This is a genomic window from Paenibacillus antibioticophila (assembly GCF_000455265.1).
Classification (GTDB): Bacteria; Bacillota; Bacilli; order Paenibacillales; family Paenibacillaceae; genus Fontibacillus; species Fontibacillus antibioticophila.
The window spans coordinates 898,554-916,474 of the sequence record NZ_HG005139.1; the positions used below are offsets into that span (position 1 = coordinate 898,554).

Sequence of the window (17,921 nt, forward strand, 5' to 3'; positions counted from 1 at the left end):
AATTGTTCGAGAGGGGCGAGGGATGTTCGGAGCAAGACTGGAATCCCAGTCGGGAGGGGTGGTCGTCATGTGGAAAACCAATTGCATAAGCTAACATTGGTAGATATAAGACTTTGCAGTAGTCTTTGCATGCCGCATTGCCGCATGCAACAAGCTTGCAGTGCAGCGCCATGTGCAAACTGCAGTGTAGTTGAACTGTAAGGCGAAGTAATCAGGGCATAAGTGTGAAGGGTTGTGAAGAAGCGGAGCGTTCGCCTTTGTTCGCGGATTTCTCCCTTGTTAGAACTTAGTCCAATAGAGGAAATCCGCGAACAACAGCGATCGTAGGTACACTTCACACGTTGCCCCATCTAATTCGCCCTCTGATGTTTAACTTTTTTCAGCTATTGCGCGTGTATGCTTATATGTCGCATGTGCATACCTTAATCTCGATTGTTCGTAAAGATGAGAACATAGCGAAGCAGTTCCAACAAGGACACCAATGCGGCTGCGACATAAGTCAATGCAGCTGAGTTCAGTACCTTGGCAACGCCGCGTTCTTCTGTCTGGCTAATAAAGCCCTGCTGGAGCATAATTTTTCGAGCGCGGCTGCTTGCATTAAATTCTACCGGCAGCGTAACCAGCTGGAACAATACGGCAGCCGAGAAGAAGATGATCCCGAGCCCGATCAGATTGAATGCGCCGAACAAGAAGCCGGCGAGCAAAAGAAAGGGAGCTACGCCTGAGGCGAAGTTAACAATCGGGAACATGCGGTGTCTGAGAACAAGCATCGGATAAGATTCTTTATGCTGAATGGCATGACCAACCTCGTGACAAGCGACAGATACAGCCGAGATCGAATTCTCGTAGTAGACCGGTTCCGACAGACGTACAACCCGTTTGATCGGATCGTAATGGTCGGTCAGCGTGCCTCGTACCGGTTCAATCGGTACATCGTACAGACCGTTGGAGTCAAGCATGCGACGGGCCGCTTGTTGACCGGTAAGGCCGTACATATTAGGAACCTTGGCCCATTTTTTAAATGTGCCGGACACCCGGAATTGTGCCCAGAGCGAAAGTCCGAATGCCAGCAGTATTGGAATAAGCATAACATCTGAGTACATTTTGCATTCCTCCGTCAAATAATCGTTATTTTCATCTACTGCAAATATCTCTCAGCTAAAGGGACCCTGATTTAGAATAATACGCAAAGCCTCAATACAAGCCAGACTCTGCGGCATCAGCTCGGCAAAAGCCCGTTTGGCTTGATTTGGCGATAATTTGGAAATGATTGGTTGAAGCTCCTTCACCTCGCGTTCCAGCTGCTGCATATGGATTTCTAGCGCACTAAGCTTCTCGGTTACTTCCTCGCCGGTTAACTTTTCCCACTGCTTTAGCTTTTCCCGGATTTCTTCAAGCGAGTACTTTTCCCGCTTCATTTCATTAATACGTGTCAGGCGAAGCAAGGTTTCAGAACTGTAAAGCCGGTAGTTGGTCTGTGTTCTTGTCTCCGGACGGATCAGCCCCAGCTTGGTGTAGTAGTCTATGGTGCGCTCGCTCACCTCTGCCGCCTTCGCAAGTTCACCGATTCGATAGAGTTTCGCTACTCCAATCAGACCACTCCTTTCCCGTACATATGGATTGCTTACTATTGGATAATGATACAAAACTATAACCGTACAGTCAAACGTCATACTTTCTAAAAATAAGCGGCTTTAGAATGAAAATCAATATATCTAACATGGTATGTAAAGTTATTTATACTGCGTGCTATATAATTTGCACTTTCTTGCTTTTTTCTGAAAAATCTATTGTGTTTTTAGTGCCTTCAGCCATATAATCACCTTAACATTTTAATTTGTGTTAGGAAACTTAACATTGGGGAGAGGGTCTTATGAAGAAGAAGTGGTTGTATGGGATGTTAGCGGCAATCGGAGCATTTGCTTTTCCGGTATCTGCATTTGCTGCAGAGGGAGAGGTTACAACGGCCGTGCTGGAGCTTGGATTGAATTCCTTGTTTGTCTTTGTAGCTGCCATGCTGGTGTTCTTTATGCAAGCGGGCTTTGCGCTTCTGGAAGCCGGAACAGTAAGAATGAAGAACGCCGGACACGTAGCAGGCAAGACCGTATTAACCCTCGGAATCACTGTCATTGTATGGTGGGCATTGGGCTTCGCGTTTGCCTTTGGAGACGGCAATAGCTTTCTTGGGACAACAGGCTTCCTTTTTGGCGGTGATAGTGCCATTGGATCCTTCAGTGTATTTTCTGAAATCGGAGTTCCTTTGAATCTGATGTTTCTGTTTCAAATGGCATTCGCTGCAGTATCGCTTGCGATCGCTTGCGGAGGGATGGCTGAACGGGCCAAACTTAGCGTTTACATTGTATTCGGTGTCTTGTTCGTAGGGTTGATTTACCCGATCGTAGCGCACTGGGTATGGGGCGGAGGCTGGCTTGGCGCGTTGGGGATGCAGGATTATGCCGGTTCCACTGTAGTTCATTTAACCGGTGCAACCGCTGCCTTGGTTGCAACGATCCTGTTAAAGCCGCGTCTTGGCAAGTACAATAAGGATGGCAAGCCGAACAGCATTCCTGGGCATAATCAGGTGTTGACGGTGCTCGGTGTCATTATTCTCTGGATCGGATGGTTTGGGTTTAACCCAGGCAGTGCATTGACACCGCTTGGCGACGGATTCTTCGGTTATGTCCTGACAACGACGAATCTCGCTGCAGCAGCAGGGGCGGTGGCCGCACTTCTAATCTCTTGGGCGGTTATGGGCAAATCGGATATACCAAGCATGCTGAACGGTGTTCTGGCAGCACTCGTAGCAATTACAGGTGCTTGTGCTTTCGTCGATGCATGGGCTTCAATCGTCATTGGTGCAGTAGCGGGCGTTCTTACCTTCTTTACAGCAAGATGGTTCGAGCGTGCTGGAATTGATGATCCTATCTATGCCTTCTCTGTTCACGGTATTGCCGGTATATGGGGTGCCGTTTCAACCGGGTTGTTTGCAACACCTGAGCTTGCAGAGACAACAGGAGTAGGTACAGCTGGTTTACTCTATGGTGGAGGCTTCGGACAGCTTGGTGTGCAATTGCTGGGGGTTATCGGTACATTTGCCTTCGTATTGGCCGTCTCATTCATTATTCTTGGGGGCATGAAGGTACTGATGGGCTTGCGAGTGACAGAAGAAGAGGAAATGATGGGGCTGGATATCAGCGAGCATGGCACTTACGGCTATCCGGAGCAAATGAGTCTGCTTCAGCAAGAGACTTCTTCGGTTAAGCCATCCGCCAACCACGTATCTTAAGATAGAAAGGGAGCCGGCTTATGAGCTATGATACGGCCGCGAGCCATTCCAGTCTTCAAAGGATCATGTCGGCTGCATCCCCGGAGATGTTGCGATCGGTTCGGATGCAAATGCAGGACGGTCTCCTGGACCAGTTTGCATCACTCCATATAGAGAAATGGAATCAAAAGGTCGGCGAAATGCACGATGCTGTTATGAAGCAAGCGGCAGTATTGTGCGAGCAGCAGTTGGTTGAGGAGGGCTTCGGCTCTCCTCCTGCTGATTATGCGTTTGTTGTATTTGGCAGTGCCGGCAGAAGAGAACAGACGCTGGGGAGCGACCAGGATAACGGACTCATATTAGCTGATCATGATCTGGAAAATGAGGAAGTGCATCACTACTTCGAGTTGTTTGGCAAACGGCTGTCAGCAATTCTGGAAATGGCGGGATATCCCCCTTGCCCCGGAAATGTGATGGTTACGAATCCGCTGTGGAGAAAGACATCCCTTGAATGGTCTCGTCAGCTTGCTTCCTGGAGAGACGAACCGGGTTGGGAGCAGGTTCGCTATTTGATGATTGCGGCAGATCTGCGGCATATTTCGGGGAATCCCGATTTGACGGCAGGGGTCAGAAACGAGATGTATGCCCTCTTTGAGCAGGAATCCGCTCGGCAGGAATCGTTCCCTGCAGCCGTGCTTCGGAATACGCTCCGCCACAAAGCAGCATTGAATGTGCTCGGGCAGGTGATTACAGAGCAGGCCGGAGAGCATGCGGGCGAGTTTGATGTGAAGTATGGATTATATCTTCCTATTGTAAACGCGGTTCGCTATTTAGCGGTGGAATATGGTATCCATGCATCCTCAACCATAGACAGACTGTCTCAATTGAATCAACTGGATGCGGTTCCCTTTAGATGGGTGGAATCCTGCCAAACCGCCTTCGATACAGCGCTCAGGCTCCGCTCGGTAACAGCTGTCAAGGCCGGAGAGAGAGAACAGAGCGGTTCAGGCTATTTGCCGCAGAGCTTGCTTAAGCAAAAGGAAATCCGCCGGGAGCTGAGAGAGGCGCTCGGCACGGTAAGGCTGATGTACCGGTCTTTACAAAGACAGCAAAGGTATAGAGAGAGGAAATGGCTATGAAGGAGCCTATGAAGGGAAACGGAGGATTTTGGGAGGCATTAAGAGGGGGAGGGACGCCGCGCCTTGGGTCAATGCTGGGAGCGCCCAGCGCCCAGCAAATTGCCTTCGTAAGATCGCTGACGAAGGGGCAACGAAGACCTGAGACACTGCATATTCCGCTTCATCAGCTGAAAACCGCTGTGTTCGATCTGGAAACAACGGGCTTTCATTATCATTATGGGGATGAAATCATCTCTTTTGGGGCTGTTAAAGTCGACGGTAATCAACCGAGCGGCGAGGAGTTCTACTCGCTCTGCAAGCCGGCATGCTCTATTCCGGAACGCATCGTGGAGTTGACGGGCATTACACAGGAGATGGTACTGGAGGCGCCGAGCTTGTTGCAGACGCTTCGGGACTTCATGTCATTTGTCGATGACAGAGTGCTTATTGCACATGGCAGTGCTCATGACAAAGCATTTCTTGATGTTGCGCTCTGGAAGACAACGAAGGCGCACCTGGGCCACAGGGTGCTGGATACGATGATGATTGCCCAGAAGCTGGAGCCGGAGCGCAAGCTGTCTTCGCTGGATGATTGGCTTCGCGTGTACGAGGTGCCTTTGCTCCGCAGGCATCATGCTCTTGAGGATTCCAGGATGACTTCAGGCTTATGGATCTCGATGATTGAAAAATTGAGGGAGCGAGGGATCGTTACACTGGGCGATCTCTACGTATTTCTCAGTAAAACGCAATAGTTGAATTGTAAAAATTTTAAGAAACAGGGTACAATAGAGTCAGAAGCTGAATATCGCTTATGCTTAATAAAGGATAAGGAAGCTGATGATGAAAAGAAATACTTGGATATGGTTGATTGCATTCATCCTGCTGGCAGGCATCGTAGTTGATCATGCCCAGGCTGGAAGAATTCCGGTTGCTGCTTGGGTGAGCAAAATTACGGGGAAAGCAGCCAAGGAAGAGCCCTCCCTAACATCGATGGCTGCGCAGTATGCGCTAAAGCCGGGTACGCCGGCTCCTTCCTTCAGCTTGCCCGGTCTGGATGGAAGCCGATACGAGGTGGGGGGAGCGAGAGATAAGGTGCTGCTGCTTAACTTTTGGGCTTCCTGGTGCGATCCATGCAAGGAAGAGGCGCCTGATCTGGTGGACCTGGCATCACGCTATCGGGACAGCCTGGACTTATATGCAGTGAATGTCACATTGTACGATAAGCTTGAGCAGGTGGAGCAATTTGTGAAGGAGTACAACTATACCTTTCCGGTGCTGCTTGATGAGGATGAGGAAATCTATAGAAAGTTCGGCGGGGTAGCATTTCCGACCAATGTGCTAATCGACAAGGACGGAATTATCCGGGATGTGATTGTAGGAACGTTAGCTCCGGACGAGCTGGAAGCGAAAATTAAGAAATGGATGTAATAAAAAAGGGTGCGCAGCGGGAATGAACTTATGCTGCGCACCTTTTTATTCGACTGTTAATGATTGACTAATCCTCGGGAATCGGACGAGATGGCGACATAATCCTCACGCTTGGCCTGACCGATCAGCGCATAACGCAAGCTGTCCACAAGCGCTTCCCAGCTGGCCTCAATGACATTGCCGGAGACCCCGACCGTGCTCCAGGAATTACCGAAGCTGCCGGATTCGATCAGAACCCGAACCTTGGAGGCTGTCGCATCCTTATCATCCAGAACCCGCACCTTGTAATCGGAAAGATGGATATCCTTGAGACCCGGATAATACGTAATGAGCGCCTTACGGAGCGCATTATCCAGTGCATTTACCGGACCGTTGCCTTCAGCAGCGGTGAAGATGCTAGCCCCATCAATCTTTAGCTTGACGAACGCTTCGGAGGTGACAGGCCGTCCTGCTATTTTCTCTACCAGCATTTTAAAAGATTCAAACACGAACAGTTCCTTTAGATCACCGTTCGCTTCTCTGAGCAAAAGCTCCAGCGAAGCATCCGCACCTTCGAACTGATAGCCCTCATGCTCCAGCTCCTTGATTCTGTTAATGACCTCTCTCGTGCTCTCCCGTTCCGGATCGATCTGGATTCCCATCTGCTGGGCTTTGGACAGAATATTACTCTGGCCGGCCAGTTCGGATACCAGCACACGCTGGCGGTTACCGACCAATTCCGGGGCAATATGCTCGTAGGTTCTTGAATCCCGCAAAATCGCCGAGACGTGGATTCCTCCTTTATGAGCAAAGGCTGCGGAGCCGACATAAGGCTGATTGACCGGCATATACACATTGGCGATCTCGCTGATATAGCGCGCAGTGTTCGTGAGCTGCTGCAGTTGCTCTTCCTCAAGCACCTGGTATCCAAGCTTGAGTTGAAGATTCGGGATGACCGAGCAAAGGTTGGCGTTGCCGCAGCGTTCGCCATAGCCGTTCATCGTACCTTGAATCTGCTCGGCACCGGCGCGCACCGCACTGATCGCGTTAGCAACTGCCAGCTCACAGTCATTGTGAGTATGAATTCCGACACGGGCACTTGTTGCCTGCCCCTTCAGAACAGTTACGATATCATGCACCTCATGTGGCATCGTTCCGCCGTTGGTATCGCACATCACCAGCCAATCGGCGCCGGCTTCCTCGGCTTTACGCATGACGGAAAGAGCATACTCCGGATTCTTCTTGTAGCCGTCGAAGAAATGCTCCGCATCGAAGATCACTTCCAGTCCTTTACGCTTTAGAAAGGCAATGGAATCGTAAATCATCGCCAGATTCTCTTCCAGCGAGGTCTGAAGCGCGGTATGCACATGGAAGTCCCATGATTTGCCGACAAGGGTAGCGACCGAGACGCCGGAATCGATAATTCTGGCCAGGTTAGGGTCACGCTCCGCCAAGCTGTCCTTCCTACGGGTACTGCCAAAGGCTGTGATTTTGGCATTCAGCTTATACTCCCGGATACGCTTGAAGAACTCAATGTCCTTATTGTTGCTTCCGGGAATTCCGCCTTCAATGTAATGAACACCTAAATCATCCAGCTTCTTGGCGATTTTGAGCTTATCGTCGGCGGAAAGGCTGATGCCCTCACCCTGGGTGCCGTCTCTCAAGGTGGTATCGAAGATGGATAATGCCTTTGTCATGTTGGAATGGATCCCCCTTTGGATGTCTGTTAGTATAAGGCCCGATTTGTATAATTTCATATTATAGCATTTAATTTTTTAAATGTAACACGCTTTTTGGGATTTTACATAGGGGTTATTGACCGCATTTCCTGCCCGGAGGTATGCTGATACTATGAGTACGTGTTCAAAAGCTGACTTTTTGAACAACCTTTATAAGAACAATACGAAGGGCGGTCTCGGAGCCTGTGGAAGGTACAGTTGATGAATATTATCCGTCTCGGGGAAGAGTTGTGCTTCATATTGATATGAACGCATTTTACTGCTCGGTGCATGAGGCGGATGAACCGGAAAAGTATAAAGGCATCCCTACGGCGGTAGCGGGAAGCGTGGAGTTGCGAAAGGGCGTAATTGTCACTTGCTCCTATGCCGCCCGCAGGCTGGGTGTGTCTACAGGAATGACGGTAAGCCAGGGGCTGAAGAAATGCCCGGAGCTGGTTGTGATCCAGCCTGACTTCCATTTATATCGGAAGTATTCCCGAGCCTTCATGGATATTGCGTACAGCTATTCGCCATTGCTGCAGGCGGTTTCTATTGATGAATGCTATCTGGATATTACCGGCTCCAGACAATTCGGAACGCCTCTGGACATCGCGCGCGAAATCCAGACACGAATCAGGGAAGAGCTGGGCCTTCCCTGCTCGATTGGAATTGCGCCGAATAAGCTTCTTGCCAAGATGGCCTCTGATATGAAGAAGCCGAATGGGCTTACCGTATTGCGGATCAGAGACGTGCCGGAAATCCTTTGGGGCAGACCTTGCCAGGAAATGTTCGGTATCGGCAGGAAGACAGCCGAGAAGCTGAAAAAGCTCCAGATTCATACGATCGGTCAACTGGCAGCGGCGGATGAGAATATGTTGGTTCAGCGGTTCGGCATTGCCGGAAGCTGGATGAAGCAGGCTGCCAACGGGCTTGATGATTCTCCGGTCAAAGATGACCGGGAGAAGAATAAGTCAGTCGGTCATACCACCACCCTTCCGAAGGATTTGACTGATATTCAGGATATCCATCGGGTGTTTTTGAATCTTGCCGATCAGGTAACGCGCAGGCTGCGCAGGCAACGGATGATGGCGCAGACGGTTCAGATTACAATAAGAACTCCGGATATGCGGACCATTACGCGTTCCAAGAGCCTGGAGACGGTGACTGACCGAATGGACGAAGTATACCGAGAGGCATGCGACTTGTATCATAAGCACTGGAAAAGCGAGCGGCCGGTACGGCTTCTTGGCATCACTTTGCAAAATCTTGTTGATAAAGAAGATTCTGCTCTTCAACTGGATTTATTTGATTATAGCGAGCAGCCCAAGAAAGAAGCGCTAACCAAAACGATGGATTTGCTGCGGGATAAATTTGGTGAAGGTGCCGTATTAACCGCAGGCATGCTGACCGAAGATCCCTCCGCCCTGATTCGGAATCATAAGATTCGGGGTACTTCGTTACAGAGGGATTTTCTGAAGGAACCGGGGGAATAATCAGGAAATCTTGCTTTTTGGGAATAGGAATGATGTGGAAATTGCATTGAAATCAAACGTTTTTTATATTATATTGAACTTGGTCACAAACTAAGCACCGGACTTGTTCCGTTTATTCAGGAGGCAGATTAAATGGCTAAATATACTTGGGTAGAGAAGGATACTTGCATTGCATGCGGCGCATGCGGCGCAACGGCGCCGGATATTTACGATTACGATGATGAGGGATTGGCAGAAGTTATTTTCGAGAATGACGGCAACCGCGGCGTAACGGCAATTCCGGAGGATATGTTCGAAGATCTTCAGGATGCTTGCGACGGCTGTCCTACCGACTCTATCAAAATTGCGGATAGCCCGTTTAACAAAGAAGGCTGATTGCTCGAGCCATTCTTAAATCATACCAGCAAAATCCCCTGCATGAATCTGCGGGGGATTTTTGTTCATCATCAGACTTTTTGCTGCCGATATACTTATATAGTGGGTTTACAATTCGGTGAAGCGCGGAGGCCAAGATGAATAACTCCTCTTATCTTAAAAAATATGTACGCAATCATCCCGACAATAATATGGCCTGGTATTTACTGGGTAAAGAATATGAAGCATCCGGACAGGAGGGGAAGGCTCACTACTGTTACATTCAGGCAGGGAGCGTATACGAGGCGTTCGAGGCGAGCAAGGTGCCCGCTGATCTGTGGCAAGAGTATCAGGAAAATCTGCTCCAGGAATCGAAGCGCAAGGAGAAAAACAAGCGGCGATGGAGAAGGGCGTTTCTTGCACTGATGATCCTCCTGCTTGCCACGCTGCCTCAAGTACAAGCGCCGGGCAGAACAACGTCAACGTCTGCGGACCTGGTGAATACAGCCCCCTTACCAGTACAGGAAGAGGAAGAAGCAAATGCAGCTACCGAGCCCGAGGAGCAAGCGGTCAGCTCTGTGCCCGGTTTTACAGCGCAGCGCTATTTCAACGACCCTTCATCAAGGCAAGCGGGCCTGGCAAGCTTACTGGAAGAAAGTCAGAAGGGGACAAGCTCAACTATTTCCGGACAGCAGGCGGTGCTGGGGATGGACACTGCAGGCATATGGGCGCTCTGGTCGAGAAGCATGCCTGTTGTCTACACAATCGACAAGTATCCTGGTCAAGGGAAGATCACCGTACAGTCATTTGATCCGGAGGCTTGTGATTGTGATCCTCCAGAGCCTGGACAACTGCAGACCGATGCTCCGGATTGGATTGAGCGTCAAGAATCGCTGGCCGTGCTGATGTCCGCGATGCGGCATTTCAAGCAGAGCCGGGGAGAATGGCCGGAACAGCTGAGTGATCTGACAGGGGAGTTCCCCGGTAATTGGCTTGCCGGCAGCAATGCAATCATGGAACAGGCCTTTGTTCCGCTGCTCGCAGAGCTGAAGGGGCTATCCGAAAGCTCTGGAGAAGCGGATGGAGACGGAGTAAGCCCGGAGGCAGGTAATGGTTCAGGGCAAGGGGCAGCTCTATTGGCAGGGGAGCCTTTCTTCACGGAACCGATTGAGGTGCTTGTGGATCCGGCGAGCCATCAGCTTGCCGTGGTGAGCGGGAAGACGATTCTGCGGACTTACAAGGTGGGATTGGGTGGAGAGAGAACGCCCGAAGGCTCTTTTCAAATATCAGATAAAGTGGTGAATCCAAACGGCAGGGATAATGGAGAGTTTGGGAGCAGAGGAATGCAGCTCTCGGATACCGATTATGCGATCCATGGTACGGATGATCCGGACAGTATCGGCAAGGATGAGTCCTTGGGCTGTATTCGCATGGATAAAGAGGATGTGGAGGAATTATTCGATATGATTCCGAAGGGAACCAAGGTAACGATTAAGAAGGGGATTCTTCCAAAGCTGGAGCCGCAGCATGAACAGCGCTTTGAGCTTAAGCACCGCCAGAATCAGACCAATCCCCATCGGACATATCGTTGGTTGAATTAGAGTTCAAAAAGTCAGCTTTTCAGCACCGAGAAGGTTGCGTGAACCTGAAGAAGGAGGAACGGAATGTAGGCAAACCCTACATGAGTACCGGACTTCGAGGGTGAACGCAAGATTCGACGTCGAATCAACCTCTTGAGACTCTTCGTGATCAAAAGCTGACCCCTACAGGAAGATAATAATCAGCGAGACGACGACGATCAGAGCGGCAGTGACGGAACCTGTCCAGATAAGCGCCTTCTTGTTGACTTGTTCCTGGTTCTTGTGCTGGATAGCCGGTGCCTTGCGTTTGGTTGACATAGCGATTCCCCCCCCTCATTGAATACGGTTACTTGATCGTGCCTAGCCTTATTGTAACGGCTTTCACAGCAAATTTCCATATACAGAAAAAGAACAGTCGTACGGATGTGAACTTTTCTTTTCCAGCGGAAACCGCTAAACTGAATATGGAGTATAGTTCGAACTAGATCGGAGTGTGTGTAGAGTGCTGTATCGCCGTTTGGGGAAACCTATATTTTTTAAACTGGATCCGGAGCAAGCCCATCATTTGGTGATCGGCGGATTACATAGATCAGCTCAAATTCCCGGAATGATTCCTCTTCTTCGTAAAATGTACGGCATTTCTGGAGATTCCCGAATGTCAAGCCGCTTGTTCGGAGTGGACTTTCCTTCTCCGATCGGTCTGGCTGCCGGTCTGGATAAAAATGCAGAAGCCGTGAAGGGCTTCTCATCGATCGGATTTGGCTTCATGGAGGTCGGCACCGTAACGCCCCTTGCACAGCCTGGAAATCCTAAGCCCCGACTGTTCAGGCTTCCTTCGGATGAGGCGCTGATCAATCGGATGGGATTCAATAATCTGGGAGCCGAAGAGATGGCCAAGCGGCTTGCTGCTCTGAAATTCAGGCCTGTTCCGATCGGAGTCAATATCGGTAAGAATAAAGCCACACCCAATGAAGAAGCGCATTTGGATTATAAGAAGTGCATCGCGGCACTTTACCCTTATGCTGATTTCTTTGTCGTTAATATCAGTTCTCCAAATACACCTGATCTGCGCAATCTGCAGCATGGGAACGAGCTGGCTCTTCTGCTTGAAGCGGTTATGGCCGAGATGAAGAGTCAGGCCGAACACTTCGGGGCAGAGAAGGCCGTGCTGGTCAAGATTGCTCCGGATGTCAGCCCGCAGGAGCTGGAATATATGGTCAATACGATTGCCAGAAGCGGAGTGTCCGGCGTAATTGCCACTAATACTACGCTTGCAAGGGATGGGCTTAGTCATGCTCATGCCGGCGAGACGGGCGGACTTAGCGGAAAGCCGCTCCAGAAGAAGTCGACGGAGATCATCTCCCAAATATATATGCAGACGGACGGAAAGCTGCCGATTATCGGCTCGGGCGGGATTTTCACGGCAGAGGATGCTTATGAGAAGATTAAGGCCGGTGCAAGCCTGGTCGAAATTTATACGGCTTTGATCTATGAAGGGCCGGAAATTAACCGCAAGTTGCATCGTCAGTTAGGGGAATTGCTTCGTAAAGACGGTTACAGGCATATTTCCGAGGCCGTCGGAGCCGATCATCGCTGACGCTGAGATAAGACAGGAGGCACAACAGAAATGGACAGTAGAGATTGGGGAACCTTTTTGCTTCCATATGAACAAGCAGTAGAAGAATTAAAAGTGAAGTTCAAAACGATGCGCTCCGAGCTCAAAAAGCTGGAGGAATATTCGCCGATTGAATTCGTTACCGGCAGAGTCAAGAAGATATCCAGTATCCTGGATAAGTCGAAGAGGCTTCAGGTGCCGATGAGTGAATTGGAGACGGGAATCGAGGATATTGCGGGCATCCGCATCATGTGCCAGTTTGTGGAGGATATCCGCAGGGTGGCGGAGTATATTCGGACGCGGAAGGACCTCAGGGTCGTCTATGAGAAGGATTATATTACGAATTACAAGGACAGCGGCTATCGGAGCTTCCATATGATTATCGAATACCCCGTTCAGACATCGCTTGGTCAAAAACACGTTCTGGCCGAGATTCAGATCCGTACACTGGCTATGAACTTTTGGGCAACCATCGAGCATTCTCTGAATTACAAATATAAAGAGAGCCTCCCGGATGATATGAGAAAGCGGCTGAAGAAGGCAGCGGAAGCGGCTTTCGTACTCGACAATGAGATGTCCAGTATCCGGCAGGAGATATTGATTGCCCAGAAGAGCTTCGAGGATGACTCCAACATTGTATCCAAGCTGCTTATGAGCATCCATCAGCTGTACTTTTTCCACCTTGTCACGGAAGCTATTGAAGCGCAGGAGAAGTTCAACATTCTGTGGGAGAATCATGATATGGAGGGAATGAAGGAGCAGCTTGCCGAGGTCAAAGCGCTGATCAAATCAAAGAAAAAAGTGGAGGAGCCCGGGGATGAGCTATGAGCCGCTCTATGTGGCGTATCTAATCTATTTCAATCGGGATCAGGACTACTTCGAATGCCATGAGGTTCTGGAGGAGCTATGGCTGGAGCGGGACAAAGATCCTTTATATAAAGGACTGCTTCAGGTTGCGGTAGGGCTCTATCATTTTCGGAACGGCAACATCATCGGCGGGAGAAAAATGCTTCACTCGGCTGCGGAGAAGTTAGGCCCTTATCCGGCAACGTGTCTGGGGATTGATCTGGGCAAGCTTCGCCAATCGGCCCTCGAATATGCCTGGAAGCTCGACGATTTCGAGACGGCTCCGTTCGAGTACTATGATCTGCGCATCGAGCTGCTTGACCAAGAGCTGATTCAGGCTGTAGAGACTGCAGCCGCAGAGCTGGCCCCTAATGTCCCCCAGCGGCGAGGCCCGCAGCGGGGAGCCAAGCATGAAGCCAGGGAAGCAGCCAAACAGCGGAAGGAATGAATAAGGATGCAGCTTGCCCGTAGGGCGGGCTGCATTTTATGTTATAATATCGGAGGGCCGGACAAGGCCCAGAACAATTAGAAATGGATGGGATGCGATGCGATGGCGCTGCAATTGCCGCTAGAATTTCTCAACAGAATGAACGCCCTTTTGGGAGAAGAAGAATTTCAACGATTTATGTCTTCGTACAATAAACCGCGCTTTGCCGGTATTCGGGTAAACACACTAAAGATCAGTGTGGATGATTTTCGTAAGCTGTCTCCATTTGAACTTCGCAGTATACCTTGGTGTGAATCCGGATTTTATGTCGATGAAGGATTGAAACCGGGCAAGCATCCGTACTATCATGCAGGCCTGTACTATATTCAGGAGCCGAGTGCGATGGCGCCGGTAGAGGTATTGGATATTCAGCCTGGGGACCGGGTACTGGATTTGTGCGCTGCGCCAGGCGGCAAGTCGACCCAGATTGCAGCCAAGCTGCAGGGGGAAGGGGTACTGGTTACGAATGATATCAGCGCGGACCGAACGAAGGCATTGGCTAAAAATATAGAGCTGTACGGAATTCGAAACGCAGTGGTCTTGAATGAGACACCAGAGGCAATTGCACGAAGCTTTCCACATTATTTTAATAAAATACTTATTGATGCCCCATGCTCGGGGGAAGGGATGTTCCGTAAGGATGAGGATATGGCTCGCCAGTGGGAGCGTCATTCCGTACAAAAATGTGTTTTAATGCAGCAAGACATTTTGCGCGTGGCTGCGCAATTGTTGGCTCCCGGCGGAATGATTGTCTACTCCACCTGCACCTTCTCGCCCGAGGAAAATGAGGATCGGATCTTTGAGTTTTTGCTTGAGAACCCCGATTTTGAGGTGGTCCCGCTGAAGCTGAAGCCTGGCTTTCAGCCCGGACATCCGGATTGGTTGACCCATCCTCTGGCAGTCTCAAATCCGGAGCTTGGGGATCAAACGGCCGGGTGCGGGCGACTGTGGCCGCATCGAATCGACGGGGAAGGACACTTTCTTGCTGTGCTCAGGCATCAGGGGCAGCACCTGACTGCAGAAGAGATGTCCCTCAAGCAATCGGAAGCGGTAGAACCCTTGCGAGGCAGCTCCTTCAAGCAAGAGGAAGAGTTCTTGAAGGAGGCGCCTCGCAAGGGGAAGCGAAAAGAAAAGCCGCGTCATCAGCGTCATTCAAACAGCCAGGACGATCATGAACAGGAGCTGTTGAAGGGCTGGCTGGATTTTGCTGCGAATCACTTATTAGCAGCGCCGCAAGGGCATGCAGTCCTTTTCGGTGGACATGTCTATATATCTCCGTTACCGAAGGACAGGCTGAAGGGTTTAAAGGTTGTCAGACCGGGATGGTATGTCGGAACAGTCAGTCACGGACGCTTTCATCCGGGCCACCCGTTGGCGTTGGGGCTCCGGAGTGACGAAGCTAAACGGAGGGCAGACCTTTCAATAGAGCAAGGAGAAGCCGTCCGCTATTTGAAGGGAGAAACCCTGGAAATACCTGAAGCAAGAGTCGTTAGGTCTTCCGGTCTTCAACCCAAGGGGTATGTGCTGATCACGGTGAGCGGCTATCCGCTTGGCTGGGGAAAATGGCAGGACGGCATGATCAAGAATGAATATCCGGCCGGATGGAGGTGGACTTAATTCATGGCAGAGGGCAAGAAGACACAACGGATTGACAAGATGCTGGTGCATCTTGGCTATGGCTCCCGGTCAGAGATCAAAAAGTGGGTCAAGCAAGGCAGAATCACCGTCAATGGAACAGTAATCAAAGACAGCGGACTGCAAAGTGACCCTAGCTTGGACCGGATTGAATTTGATGGCGAGGCCGTTGTCTATCGTGAGTTTATTTATATCATGCTGCACAAGCCGCCAGGCGTGATCTCTGCAACGGAGGATGCGCGCGATCGCACGGTTCTGGACCTGCTGCCCGATGAGTTAAGGGTGTTCAATCCCTTTCCTGTAGGAAGACTGGATAAGGATACCGAAGGACTGCTGCTGCTGACGAATGATGGTCAGCTTGCCCATGAGCTCCTCTCTCCGAGAAAGCATGTCCCCAAGACCTATCTCGCTGATTGTGCAGGAGAAATAGGTGAGAAGGAAGCCCGGCAATTCGCCGCAGGCGTGGAGCTGGATGACGGATATATGACGCTTCCTGCTGAAATGCGGGTAGTAAGCAGGGGGACCGCTGCGGACGGAAGTCCGAGCACCCGTATTGCGCTGACGATCTCGGAGGGAAAGTACCATCAGGTTAAACGGATGCTGGAAGCAGTCGGTTCCCGAGTGACCTATCTGAAGCGGATTTCCATGGGGCCGCTCGAACTGGATGAAGCATTGCCAAAGGGAGCTTTTCGCGAGCTGCTGGCGCCGGAGCTGGAGTCCCTTCGTTCTTATAGCGCAAGCTCAAAAAGCCGGCTTTTCAGCACCGGAAAGGCATAGAAAAAAACTATAGATCATAACACGGAAGGACAAGGAGAGGTGTCAGGATGGAGATGAAATTCAAACTGATTGCATTGGATATGGACGGAACATTGCTGAATGACGATCATGAGATTAGTGCAGGAACGGTGGAGACTATTCAAGCCTTGGCCGGACAAGGTGTTGAGTTCGTCCTGTGTACCGGACGGGCACCGTTCAGCTCCATTCCCTATATGCAGAAAATGGGACTGAATGGTTATGTGATTACGCATAACGGCGCGGCAACTGTAGGTACCCGGGACGAGAGGATCGTTCATGAGTTCGGCATGACTCCTCAAGGCTTGAATCCCTATATCGAATATTGTCGGGAACACGGGATTCACTATGATGTGAACACGACCTTCTCGGTCTATGTGCCGAATGCACCGGGGCTGAGCCAGGAGGCGCTTGATCTCTATCACCGCTTCCTGATTGACCCGCTGGATTTGCCAGCCTGGGAGGAGTTCTCCGAGCCGATCGTCAAGATGACGCTTACCGCTGATATGCAGCAACTGGATCAGGTGCAGTCGGATTGGAGCGTCTGGGCGCCGGAGTTTAATATTTTGCGCAGTGGCGATTTTTTCATCGATATTATGCACAAGGAATCCTCCAAGGGGGCGGCGCTAAAGAAGCTTGCCGAGAAGCGCGGACTTCAAGCGGAGCAGGTGATGGCTATCGGCAACTATTATAATGACCTGTCGATGCTGACTTATGCCGGTCTTGGCATAGCGATGGATAATTCTCCGGTTGAGGTCAAAGCGGCTGCTCAAGCCGTTACTGCAACTAACAATGAAGAGGGCGTTAAGCTGGCCCTGGAGAAATATTGCCTGGGGAATTAGAAGAAGATGGCAAAAGGGGGCATCCCGTCAGATCCGAGATCTGCGGGACAGCCCCTTTTTGTTGATCGCCGCGATTCTATTTAGAGAACCAGTGCGCGGGAAATGATAACGAGCAGGATAAAGAGCACCAGAATAGCTCCCGTCGACGTGAAGCCGCCGCCATATACTTCACCCATTGTTATTCCTCCCTCATCATATGGATCAAGATCCCGTTCACAGCGGGATACCGTATCATATGCCGAGAGGGCGTAGCAGGTATGGATAGGTGCCCTGTTCCGGCAAATCGGGAATATGCGGACAGCAGAGGCGCGAAGTACGAAGCACGAAGCACGCGCTTTGACAATCCGGGGCAGCAACAAGTTTCACTGCGGCCGCCGCAGTCCTTTTGGCAAATGATTCTTGAGTTGACCGCCGCTGGCTTTGCCCCAGCCGAGCGGGAAGCTCTCGTCGCCGCAGCGCAGGGTGACAAGGCACCAGCCGCGCAGCTCAGGCGTCACAGCCAGCGTCTCGCCGTGCAGGAAGGCTGCCGTCTCGGCCGAATCAGCGTCCAGCATCCAGTGCTGTGCCGCTGATTCGGCCCGGGCAGCCATCGCAAGCGCATGCGCGGGCTGGAAGCGCCCTTTGCGCAGCTCGCCGAGCTCAAGCCCGGCTCGGGGCACCTTCAGTCCTGATAGCCTCTCTGCCGTCAGGACCAATTCCTTGCCGCGCGGCAGCAGGTAGAGCGCCTCGCCGAAGAGCACCGGCTCCCCGCGCAGGCGGCCGCTGTCCA

19 protein-coding genes are annotated in these 17,921 nt (G+C 51.0%); 13 read left to right on the top strand and 6 right to left on the bottom strand.

The genetic code is table 11. The annotated features are described in order from the left end of the window. Positions 1-422: 422 nt before the first annotated feature. Both TX85_RS03965 and TX85_RS03970 read right to left on the bottom strand, forming a co-directional pair. Positions 423-1,103, bottom strand: a complete 681-nt coding sequence (locus TX85_RS03965) for a zinc metallopeptidase (RefSeq protein WP_044477821.1) — start codon at positions 1,101-1,103, stop codon at positions 423-425. 51 nt (positions 1,104-1,154) lie between these two features. Further along, positions 1,155-1,592, bottom strand: coding sequence for a MerR family transcriptional regulator (locus tag TX85_RS03970; RefSeq protein ID WP_044479788.1), 438 nt, complete (start codon positions 1,590-1,592; stop codon positions 1,155-1,157). A 281-nt stretch (positions 1,593-1,873) separates the two neighbouring features. On the opposite strand from TX85_RS03970, the gene TX85_RS03975 reads away from it, so the two are divergent. The 4 genes from TX85_RS03975 to TX85_RS03990 all read left to right on the top strand — a co-directional run bounded on the left by TX85_RS03975 (position 1,874) and on the right by TX85_RS03990 (position 5,811). Next, positions 1,874-3,286, top strand: coding sequence for an ammonium transporter (locus TX85_RS03975; RefSeq protein WP_044477822.1), 1,413 nt, complete (start codon positions 1,874-1,876; stop codon positions 3,284-3,286). A 20-nt stretch (positions 3,287-3,306) separates the two neighbouring features. Next, on the top strand, positions 3,307-4,404 hold the full coding sequence (locus TX85_RS03980; RefSeq protein WP_044477823.1) for a DUF294 nucleotidyltransferase-like domain-containing protein: 1,098 nt from the start codon (positions 3,307-3,309) through the stop codon (positions 4,402-4,404). After that, a complete protein-coding gene (locus TX85_RS03985; protein WP_044477824.1) occupies positions 4,401-5,135 on the top strand; it encodes an exonuclease domain-containing protein in 735 nt (244 codons plus the stop codon). Before TX85_RS03980 ends, TX85_RS03985 begins: the two co-directional genes overlap by 4 nt. An 88-nt stretch (positions 5,136-5,223) precedes the next feature. Continuing rightward, positions 5,224-5,811 (top strand): TlpA family protein disulfide reductase, encoded by a 588-nt coding sequence (locus TX85_RS03990; protein ID WP_044477825.1) that lies wholly within the window; start codon positions 5,224-5,226, stop codon positions 5,809-5,811. 56 nt (positions 5,812-5,867) lie between these two features. On the opposite strand, the gene cimA is transcribed toward TX85_RS03990, so the two are convergent. Continuing rightward, entirely contained in the window at positions 5,868-7,487 is a 1,620-nt protein-coding gene (gene cimA, locus TX85_RS03995; RefSeq protein ID WP_044477826.1) for a citramalate synthase, read from the bottom strand. 227 nt (positions 7,488-7,714) lie between these two features. Between cimA and TX85_RS04000 the strand changes: the two genes are divergently transcribed. The 3 genes from TX85_RS04000 to TX85_RS04010 all read left to right on the top strand — a co-directional run bounded on the left by TX85_RS04000 (position 7,715) and on the right by TX85_RS04010 (position 10,956). Next, positions 7,715-9,001: a DNA polymerase IV gene (locus tag TX85_RS04000; protein WP_262362609.1), complete on the top strand. Its 1,287-nt coding sequence runs from the start codon at positions 7,715-7,717 to the stop codon at positions 8,999-9,001. 132 nt (positions 9,002-9,133) lie between these two features. After that, positions 9,134-9,376, top strand: coding sequence for a ferredoxin (locus TX85_RS04005; RefSeq protein WP_044477827.1), 243 nt, complete (start codon positions 9,134-9,136; stop codon positions 9,374-9,376). Between the two features lie 137 nt (positions 9,377-9,513). Continuing rightward, positions 9,514-10,956: a L,D-transpeptidase gene (locus TX85_RS04010; protein WP_044477828.1), complete on the top strand. Its 1,443-nt coding sequence runs from the start codon at positions 9,514-9,516 to the stop codon at positions 10,954-10,956. A 162-nt stretch (positions 10,957-11,118) separates the two neighbouring features. Here the strand turns inward: TX85_RS04010 and TX85_RS27910 are convergent, their stop codons facing one another. Beyond that, positions 11,119-11,253, bottom strand: coding sequence for a hypothetical protein (locus tag TX85_RS27910; RefSeq protein ID WP_262362610.1), 135 nt, complete (start codon positions 11,251-11,253; stop codon positions 11,119-11,121). 184 nt (positions 11,254-11,437) lie between these two features. Here TX85_RS27910 and TX85_RS04015 point away from each other — a divergent pair, with 184 nt between their 5' ends. The 6 genes from TX85_RS04015 (at position 11,438) to TX85_RS04040 (ending at position 17,152) form a co-directional block, all read left to right on the top strand. Then, positions 11,438-12,532 carry a quinone-dependent dihydroorotate dehydrogenase gene (locus TX85_RS04015; protein ID WP_044477829.1) on the top strand — a complete coding sequence of 365 codons (1,095 nt, stop codon included), beginning with the start codon at positions 11,438-11,440 and terminating at the stop codon, positions 12,530-12,532. Between the two features lie 30 nt (positions 12,533-12,562). Next, positions 12,563-13,378 carry a GTP pyrophosphokinase gene (locus TX85_RS04020; protein WP_044477830.1) on the top strand — a complete coding sequence of 272 codons (816 nt, stop codon included), beginning with the start codon at positions 12,563-12,565 and terminating at the stop codon, positions 13,376-13,378. Beyond that, a complete protein-coding gene (locus tag TX85_RS04025) occupies positions 13,368-13,844 on the top strand; it encodes a DUF309 domain-containing protein (RefSeq protein WP_044477831.1) in 477 nt (158 codons plus the stop codon). The genes TX85_RS04020 and TX85_RS04025 overlap by 11 nt, the downstream gene beginning before the upstream one ends. 102 nt (positions 13,845-13,946) lie before the next feature. Beyond that, positions 13,947-15,500, top strand: a complete 1,554-nt coding sequence (locus TX85_RS04030; RefSeq protein ID WP_044479790.1) for an RsmB/NOP family class I SAM-dependent RNA methyltransferase — start codon at positions 13,947-13,949, stop codon at positions 15,498-15,500. Positions 15,501-15,503: 3 nt separating this feature from the next. Next, positions 15,504-16,295, top strand: a complete 792-nt coding sequence (locus TX85_RS04035; RefSeq protein ID WP_044477832.1) for a pseudouridine synthase — start codon at positions 15,504-15,506, stop codon at positions 16,293-16,295. A gap of 53 nt (positions 16,296-16,348) precedes the next feature. Next, positions 16,349-17,152: a Cof-type HAD-IIB family hydrolase gene (locus tag TX85_RS04040; protein WP_044479791.1), complete on the top strand. Its 804-nt coding sequence runs from the start codon at positions 16,349-16,351 to the stop codon at positions 17,150-17,152. Positions 17,153-17,232: 80 nt separating this feature from the next. On the opposite strand, the gene TX85_RS26990 is transcribed toward TX85_RS04040, so the two are convergent. Together TX85_RS26990 and TX85_RS27270 are read right to left on the bottom strand one after the other, a co-directional pair. Beyond that, complete coding sequence (locus TX85_RS26990) at positions 17,233-17,328, bottom strand: sporulation protein YjcZ (RefSeq protein ID WP_199558820.1); 96 nt, start codon at positions 17,326-17,328, stop codon at positions 17,233-17,235. 186 nt (positions 17,329-17,514) lie between these two features. Next, the coding region (locus TX85_RS27270; protein WP_316244870.1) for an RsmF rRNA methyltransferase first C-terminal domain-containing protein at positions 17,515-17,921 on the bottom strand (407 nt) is incomplete at its 5' end.

Excerpts from the sequence above, each read along its gene's own strand:
- TX85_RS03965 (WP_044477821.1), bottom strand. The coding sequence starts at position 1,103 with ATGTACTCAGATGTTATGCTTATTCCAATACTGCTGGCATTCGGACTT.
- TX85_RS03975 (WP_044477822.1), top strand. The coding sequence starts at position 1,874 with ATGAAGAAGAAGTGGTTGTATGGGATGTTAGCGGCAATCGGAGCATTT.
- TX85_RS03980 (WP_044477823.1), top strand. The coding sequence starts at position 3,307 with ATGAGCTATGATACGGCCGCGAGCCATTCCAGTCTTCAAAGGATCATG.
- TX85_RS03985 (WP_044477824.1), top strand. The coding sequence starts at position 4,401 with ATGAAGGAGCCTATGAAGGGAAACGGAGGATTTTGGGAGGCATTAAGA.
- TX85_RS03990 (WP_044477825.1), top strand. The coding sequence starts at position 5,224 with ATGAAAAGAAATACTTGGATATGGTTGATTGCATTCATCCTGCTGGCA.
- cimA (WP_044477826.1), bottom strand. The coding sequence starts at position 7,487 with ATGACAAAGGCATTATCCATCTTCGATACCACCTTGAGAGACGGCACC.
- TX85_RS04005 (WP_044477827.1), top strand. The coding sequence starts at position 9,134 with ATGGCTAAATATACTTGGGTAGAGAAGGATACTTGCATTGCATGCGGC.
- TX85_RS04010 (WP_044477828.1), top strand. The coding sequence starts at position 9,514 with ATGAATAACTCCTCTTATCTTAAAAAATATGTACGCAATCATCCCGAC.
- TX85_RS27910 (WP_262362610.1), bottom strand. The coding sequence starts at position 11,253 with ATGTCAACCAAACGCAAGGCACCGGCTATCCAGCACAAGAACCAGGAA.
- TX85_RS04020 (WP_044477830.1), top strand. The coding sequence starts at position 12,563 with ATGGACAGTAGAGATTGGGGAACCTTTTTGCTTCCATATGAACAAGCA.
- TX85_RS04025 (WP_044477831.1), top strand. The coding sequence starts at position 13,368 with ATGAGCTATGAGCCGCTCTATGTGGCGTATCTAATCTATTTCAATCGG.
- TX85_RS04030 (WP_044479790.1), top strand. The coding sequence starts at position 13,947 with ATGGCGCTGCAATTGCCGCTAGAATTTCTCAACAGAATGAACGCCCTT.
- TX85_RS04035 (WP_044477832.1), top strand. The coding sequence starts at position 15,504 with ATGGCAGAGGGCAAGAAGACACAACGGATTGACAAGATGCTGGTGCAT.
- TX85_RS04040 (WP_044479791.1), top strand. The coding sequence starts at position 16,349 with ATGAAATTCAAACTGATTGCATTGGATATGGACGGAACATTGCTGAAT.
- TX85_RS26990 (WP_199558820.1), bottom strand. The coding sequence starts at position 17,328 with ATGGGTGAAGTATATGGCGGCGGCTTCACGTCGACGGGAGCTATTCTG.